Source organism: Methylobacterium sp. CCH5-D2 (assembly GCF_001556475.1).
Taxonomy (GTDB): Bacteria; Pseudomonadota; Alphaproteobacteria; order Rhizobiales; family Beijerinckiaceae; genus Methylobacterium; species Methylobacterium hispanicum.
Window position 1 is genome coordinate 1 of sequence record NZ_LSIX01000156.1, and the last position, 6772, is coordinate 6772.

Genomic DNA, 6772 nt, shown 5'->3' on the forward strand with positions numbered 1-6772 from the left:
TCCCGACCGACCCCTGCTGACGCAGGGGCCACCCTCCCCCGCAGAGGGGGGAGGGGGCGCTGCGTGGTCGCGTCATGCCGACTGGCGCAGGCCGCCGCGCGCGTCCTGGTCGTGCGCGTCGGCGGCGATCCAGCCGGACATCATCACCATCGGCATCCCCGGCCCCGGATGGGCGGCGCCGCCCGCCAGATACAGATTGCGCACCTGCCGCGAGCGGTTGCCCGGCTTGAACGCGCCCATCACCCGGCCGTGCGAGGCCAGCCCGTAGATCGCCCCGTTCAGCACCTTGTAGCGGTCGTGGATGTCCTGCGGCGTCAGGTGCCGCTCGACCACGATGCGCTCCTCCAGGTCCGGCATCCCGGCGGTGCGCTTGAGCTTGTCGAGGATCACCTGCCGGTAGGCCGGGAACATCTTCGACCAGTCGTGGTGGGGCCGCAGATAGGGCGTGTGCACCAGGACGTAGAGCGCCTCGCCGCCCTCGGGCGCCACCGAGGGGTCGGTGGAGGAGGGGGCGGCCAGATACGCGGTCGGGTCCGGGGCGGGCTCGCCCCGCCGGTAGATCCAGTCGAACTCCTCCTCGGGATCGCGCGAGAAGACGAAGTCGTGGTGGTTCAGGTGCTCGTAGCGCCTGTTGAGCCCCAGATAGAGCACCACGCCCGAGCAGGCGGGCTCGGGGTTCTTCTTCTCGTAGGCCCGGCCGACCTCGCCGCCGACGAGTTCCCGGTAGGTCCGCACCGAGTCCATGTTGGAGATCACGGCGTCGTAGGCGGTCGTACCGCCCTGCGTGCGCACGCCGCGCACGGTGCCGTTCTCGATGTCGAGCCCCGTCACCTCGGAGCCGGGCCTCAGGGTCGCGCCGAGCTCGCCCGCGAGCTTGGCCAGCGCCTCGGCCACCGCGCGGGTGCCGCCCATCGGGTACCAGACCCCGTCCGCCGTCTGCATGTGGGCGATGGCGCAGAGCACCGCCGGCGCGCCGTAGGGCGAGGAGCCGACATACTGCACGAAGTGGTCGAGCATCTGGGCGAGGCGGGCGTCCTTCACCTTGCCGCGGATGGTGCTGGCGACCGAGGCGTGCATGCGCAAGCTCAGCACGTCCCGCAGGGTGCCGGGGTTCATGTTCGCCCGGATGTTGATCGTGTCGAACAGGTCCTCGACCGGCTTCCAGAAGAAGAACTTTTCGGACACACCGTGCAGGTGCTCCGAGATGGAGAGGAATTTCTTGTAGCCCTCTCCCGCGCCGGCGCCGGGCACGAAGCGGTCCATCTCCGCCGCCATGGTGGCGACGTCCTGCATCAGGTCGATCCGGGTGCCGTCGTCGAAGAAGCAGCGCCATTGCGGGTCGAGGCGGCGCAGATCGAGGTAGTCGTTGATATCGCGGCCGGCCTCGGAAAAAATCCGCTCCAGCACGCGGGGCACCGTGAGGATGGTCGGCCCCATGTCGAAGCGGAAGCCGCCCTCGTGCAAGACCGCGGCCTTGCCGCCGAGCCAGTCGTTCTTGTCGTAGAGGGTGACGCGGTGGCCGCGCGCGGCCGAGACGCAGGCGGCGGCGAGCCCGCCGAGGCCGCTGCCGATGACGGCGACCGAGGAACCGCCCGAAGGACGGGCAGGGAAACCGGAACTCATCTGTTAGGCTCCTGCGGAACGCCCGGGCGGGGTGCCGCCGGGGCTCAAGCTGACGGGGGCTGAGACCGGCGTCAACGCGCCGGTCCGTCGCGTGGGGAAGGGGCGGGAGCGGCTCATGCGGGCCGCCGGGCCACGAGGGCGAGGGCCGCGCCGAGGCCGGCGAGCGCCAGCGCCGCCAGCACGCCCCAGGCCGGGACGGCGCTGCCCTCGCCGAGCGCGCCCTGGAAGGCCTCGATCGCCCAGGCGTTCGGGGTGAACCAGCCGGCCTGCTGGAGCCAGGGCGGCATCAGGAAGCGCGGCACCATGCTGCCGCCGACCGCCGAGAGCAGCAGAACGCCGAAGGTGGCGAAGAGATGCGCCTGCTGGCGCGTCGCCGCGGCCGCGCAGGCGGCGAGCGCCAGCCCCGCCGCCATGGCGGAGACGAGCCCGCAGGTGAGGAGGAAGGCCGGCCAGTGCGGGCCGATCGTCACGCCGTGGAGCAGGGCCGCCGCGCCGAAGATCAGCCCGGCCTGGACCACGCCCTGGAGCGTCAGGAACAGGAATTTCCCCACAACGATCACGCCGAGGCCGCCGGGCCCGGCGCTGAGCCGGTCGGCGAGACCCGATTCGCGCTCCTCGACCAGCGAGAGCGCCCCCTGCATGGCGGCGAAGAGCAGGAACACCGCGGCGATCGCTCCCGCGTAGTAGCTCACCCGGGCGTTGCCGACGGCGGCCGCGGTGCTCTGCCGCTCGACCAGCGCCGAGAAGCTGAAGGGCTCCTTCTTCGCGCGCTGCTCCGCGAAGGCCTCGTCCAGGAAGGCGCGCTCGTCCGGGCCGATCTTGCCGGTGCGCTCCACGTCCGCGACGATGCGGGAGAGCACCACGTCGGGCAGGGCCTCGTTGAGCACCCGCTGGAGCTGGCCCAGCGCGATCGGGGTGGCGAGCGCCTTGGCGGGGTTCTCGACCAGCACAACCGGGTGGTCCGGCGCGGATGCGCCCGAGGGTGCCGCCGCGAGGTCGCCGCGCAGCACCAGCGCCACGTCGACCTCGCCCGCGCGCACCGCCTCCGTTGCGGCGGCGAGGTCGGCGGGCAGCCGCGTGACGCGCAAGCTCGTGTCGGCCGCGAGCGCCGAGACGAGGCGCGCGGTGGCGGGCGTCCCCGCCAGATCCGCCAGTCCCAGATGGATGCGGATGCGGTCGCCGACCGCGCCCGAGAAGATCGCCGCGAAGATCGCGAAGATCACGGTCGGCAGCACGAACGCCATCACCAGGGCGGCGCGGTCGCGCAGAAGGGTGAGCGCCATCACCCGGAAGGCGGCGCCGATCATCGGGCCGGCTCCAGGGCCGGGGCGGCGCGCGCGCGGGTCTCGAGGGCGTCGCGGTAGAGGGCTTCCAGTCCCGGCGCGCGCACCCGCACCTCGCTCACCGGCACGCCCTCTGCGCGCAGGCGCCCGAGCAGGGCGGCGCCGTCGAGGCGCTGGGCGGGACCCGCGCCGTCGTCGCGTCCGGGGCCGGTCTCGCGCCAGGCGAGCTCGGCGTCGGGCGCGAAGCCGGCCCGGCGCAGGGCCCGCTCGGCGGCGTCGTCCGGGATCTCGGCGAGCACCAGCTCGCGCTCGGGGGGGCCGGCGGCGAGGCCCGCCAGCAGGGCGGCGAGCGGGCCCTCGCGCACGATCCGGCCGCCGCGCAGGAAGGCGACCCGGTCGGCCAGCCGCTCGGCCTCGGCGAAGTCGTGGGTGGCGACGAGGATCGCGGTGCCCGCCCGGCGCAGGCGCCGCAGCATGGCGTGGATCGCCGCGCGGGCCGCCCGGTCGACTCCCTGTGTCGGCTCGTCGAGGAGGACGAGCGGGGGCTGCCCGATCAGGCCGGCCGCGATGTTGACCCGGCGCTGGTAGCCGCCGGAGAGCTGGCCGACGAGGCTCGCCCCCACCGCCTCGATGTCGGCGAGCGCCAGCATGGCGGCGACCGCGCCGCGCCGCCCGCGGCGGGGCAGGCCGGCGAGGCTCGCGAAGACGCCGAGGTTCTCGGCGACGCTGAGGCGCGGCCAGAGCGCGATCTCCTGGGGCACCCAGCCGACGCGGCGGCGCGCGTCGGCCTCCGTGCGCGGGTCGCGGCCCGACACGCGGACCGTGCCGGCCCCCGGGACGAGGCGGCCGGCGACGAGGCGCATCAGCGTGGTCTTGCCGGCGCCGTTGGGCCCGAGCAGCGCCAGGATCTCGCCAGGATCCAGCGCGAGGTCGAGCCCGTCGAGGACCGGCCGTCCGCGATAGGCGAGACCGAGCCCGGTGCAGGCGAGGAGCGGCGCCACCGGCTCAGCGCCGGGGCAGGGCGCGGGCGAGCCGGACCCGGATCGCGGCGCCGGGCTCGCGCAGGGAGAAGGCGGCCTCCTCGAAGCTCGGCCGCGCCCGCCGGCCGGCCCCGCCCGAGAGGCCGTAGGGCTCCGTCGGCAGGCCGAGGCCGGTGCGTCCGAGCCGGCGGTCGCCGTCGCGGTCCTGGAAGGCGGCGACCGCGTAGGTGCCGGCGGGCACGCTCGCGAACACGAAGGTCCGGGCCTCGGATTCACCCGAGGCCTCCTGCCCGAGGGTGCAGGCGGATTCCGAGAGGCCGCCCTGGCAGAGCGTGACGTAGACCGCGCCGCCGCCGGGCTCGATGCCGTCAACCGTGACCTGCAGGCCGGCGGCCTGGGCGGGGAGGGGGAGGACGAGGAGGAGAGCGAGGAGGAGGCCGCGGATCTCCCTCTCCCCGCGCGCGGGGAGAGGGGCGAGCCCCCCTTGCCGTCGGCCGAGCCCTCTCCCCGCGCGCGGGGAGAGGGGATGCGCGGTGGTCATCCCCCTCACGAGGCCTCGCCGCCGGTGGCCAGCGGGGCCGTCTCGGGCAGACCGGCGCTCGCCGGCACGCGGGCGCCGAGCAAGTCCTCGATCAGCAGGCGGGCGGAGATGCGCGCGCCCTCGTAGATCACCGGCAGGCCCGAGCCCGGATGGGTGCCGCCGCCGACGAGGTAGAGGCCGGGCCCGAACTTGTTGTGGGGCCGGAACCAGAGCATCTGCATCAGGTCGTGGGCGAGGTTGAAGGTGGCGCCCTCGTGCACCGCGAAGTCGTCGCGCCACTGGGTCGGGTCGATCACGCGCTCGTAGCGGATGCGCGATTCGAGGTTCTCGATGCCCAGGAGCTTCAGACGCTCCAGCACCAGGGCCCGGTAGCTGTCCCGGGTCGCCGCCCAGTCGATGCCGGCCTTCAGGTTCGGCACCGGCACCAGCACGTAGAGGGCGGTGTGGCCGGGGGGCGCCATGCCGCCGTCGGTGAAGCCCGCGTGCTGGACGTAGACGGAAGGGCACATCGGCAGCACCCCTTCGGTGATCTCCCGGATGTTGCGCTCGTACTGGTCGGCCAGCAGGATGGTGTGGTGGCCGAGCGCCGCCGGCATCGGGCCCTCGATGCCGAGATAGAGCATGAAGGTCGAGCAGGAGAGGCGGGCCTTGGCGACCTTGGCGTCGCGCCAGCGCGGGCGGCGCGCCTCGGGCACCAGCTCCGGCACAACCTTGGCGAAGTCGCCGTTGATCATCACGGCGTCGGCCCGCAGCGTCTCGCCGCCCGCCACCACGCCGACCGCCTTCTTGCCCTCGAACAGCACCCGCTCGACGCTCGTGTTCAGGCGGATGTCGACGCCCATGCGGCGGGCCAAGCCGGCCATCGCCTCCGAGACCGCGCCGCAGCCGCCGACCGGGTGGTAGACCCCGTGCTCGTATTCGAGGAACGAGAGGATCGTGAACAGGCTGGGGCAGCGGAAGGGCGACATGCCCAGGTACTTGGTCTGGAACGAGAAGGCGAGGCGCACCCGCGGGTCGGCGAAGTAGCGCCGCAGATCCTTGTCCACGCTGCGGCCGGGGTGGAGGTAGGGCAGGGCCGCCAGCATCGCGGGACTCGCCATGCTGCGGAAGCGGTGGAAGGCCTGCTCCAGCACCGGCTTGAAGAAGCGCAGCTTCGTCCGGTTCTCGGCGAAGAATGTCCTGACGTTCGGGGCGTCGTCCGGGGCGATCCGGGCGATCTCCGCCTCCAGGCGCCCGACGTCGCCGGTGGCGCGGATCTCGCCGGAGACCCCGTCAGGCCCCTCGAAGACGAGGTGATACTGCGGGTCGAGCCGCTCCAGCCGGACATGGTCCTCAAGCCGCTCGCCGCAGCTCTCGAAGATGTCGGCCAGGATCTGCGGATAGAGGAAGAAGGTCGGTCCGATGTCGAAGCGGTAGCCGCCCGGCGCCTCGACCGTCTTCGTGCGGCCGCCGACCTGGGCGTCCCGCTCGATCAGGGTGACGTGGAGCCCCGCGCGCGCCAGCAGCAGGGCCGAGGCCAGGCCGCCGGGGCCCGCGCCGACGATGACGACCCGGCGTCCGGAGAGCCTCCGCATGCCGTCTCCCGCGTGAAGCAACGCTCCCGTCTCCCAAACCCGTGCGCACGATCCGCGTCGGGACCGCCGCACCGTAACCCCTCCGCATACGGCCAAGCTAGAGATGATTCGGCATTCGGCAATTGCATCCTTTTGCCGCGCGCGGCCGCCTACACCGAAATGGATGGGGACATGGATGGGACATGGATGGGACTTGGATAGGACTGCGTGCAGGCTCGAAGCCCGCGTCTCAGCAGTCTTCGCGCGGATCCGGACCGGCCGCGGGAGCCGGAATCAGCCGGCCGGCCGCGCCGGCCAGCCGGGACAGGGCGAGCGCGCCCGCGGTCGCGACGTTGAGCGAGTCGAAGCCCGACGCCATCGGGATGCGCAGGGTGCGGGCGCGGGCCATCAGGCCGGCGGGCAGGCCCGGCCCCTCGGTCCCGAGCAGCAGGAGCGCGCGGGCCGGCGGCGGCGCGGCGTCGAGCGTCTCCCGGCCGGAGGGGCTCAGCGCCAGCGGCTCCAGGGCGAGGGATCGCGCGATCGCGAGCCAGTCCGCCCCCGCGGGGAGGCGCGCGAAGGGCGTGATCAGGGCGGCGCCCGCCGAGACGCGGATCGCCTTGCGGTAGAGCGGATCGCAGCTCGCGGCGTCGAGGAGCACCGCGTCGGCCCCGAAGGCGGCGGCGTTGCGCAGGCAGGCGCCGACGTTGTCGTGGTTGGTCAGCCCGGCGAGCCCCAGCACCAGGGCCGGGGCGGGGGGCTGCGGCACGAGCGCGGCGGGCTCCGGCGCCGGGC

General features: G+C 73.9%; 6 protein-coding genes. All 6 read right to left on the reverse strand.

From position 1 onward, the window contains the following. Window positions 1-72: 72 nt before the first annotated feature. Window positions 73-1623, reverse strand: coding sequence for a phytoene desaturase family protein (gene crtI, locus AX737_RS03480; RefSeq protein WP_066919025.1), 1551 nt, complete (start codon window positions 1621-1623; stop codon window positions 73-75). Window positions 1624-1736: 113 nt separating this feature from the next. Further along, entirely contained in the window at window positions 1737-2930 is a 1194-nt protein-coding gene (locus tag AX737_RS03485; protein ID WP_066919027.1) for an ABC transporter permease, read from the reverse strand. Next, the gene (locus AX737_RS03490) at window positions 2927-3907 is read right to left on the reverse strand and encodes an ABC transporter ATP-binding protein (protein WP_066919029.1); all 981 of its coding nucleotides are present in this window, start codon (window positions 3905-3907) and stop codon (window positions 2927-2929) included. Before AX737_RS03490 ends, AX737_RS03485 begins: the two co-directional genes overlap by 4 nt. Window positions 3908-3911: 4 nt before the next feature. Then, window positions 3912-4427 (reverse strand): DUF2141 domain-containing protein, encoded by a 516-nt coding sequence (locus AX737_RS03495; RefSeq protein ID WP_156453509.1) that lies wholly within the window; start codon window positions 4425-4427, stop codon window positions 3912-3914. Window positions 4428-4432: 5 nt separating this feature from the next. After that, window positions 4433-6022, reverse strand: coding sequence for a phytoene desaturase family protein (gene crtI / locus AX737_RS03500; RefSeq protein WP_066919031.1), 1590 nt, complete (start codon window positions 6020-6022; stop codon window positions 4433-4435). A 208-nt stretch (window positions 6023-6230) separates the two neighbouring features. Continuing rightward, the coding region (locus AX737_RS03505) for an RNA methyltransferase (RefSeq protein WP_197430443.1) at window positions 6231-6772 on the reverse strand (542 nt) is incomplete at its 5' end.

Excerpts from the sequence above, each read along its gene's own strand:
- crtI (WP_066919025.1), bottom strand. The coding sequence starts at position 1,623 with ATGAGTTCCGGTTTCCCTGCCCGTCCTTCGGGCGGTTCCTCGGTCGCC.
- AX737_RS03485 (WP_066919027.1), bottom strand. The coding sequence starts at position 2,930 with ATGATCGGCGCCGCCTTCCGGGTGATGGCGCTCACCCTTCTGCGCGAC.
- AX737_RS03495 (WP_156453509.1), bottom strand. The coding sequence starts at position 4,427 with ATGACCACCGCGCATCCCCTCTCCCCGCGCGCGGGGAGAGGGCTCGGC.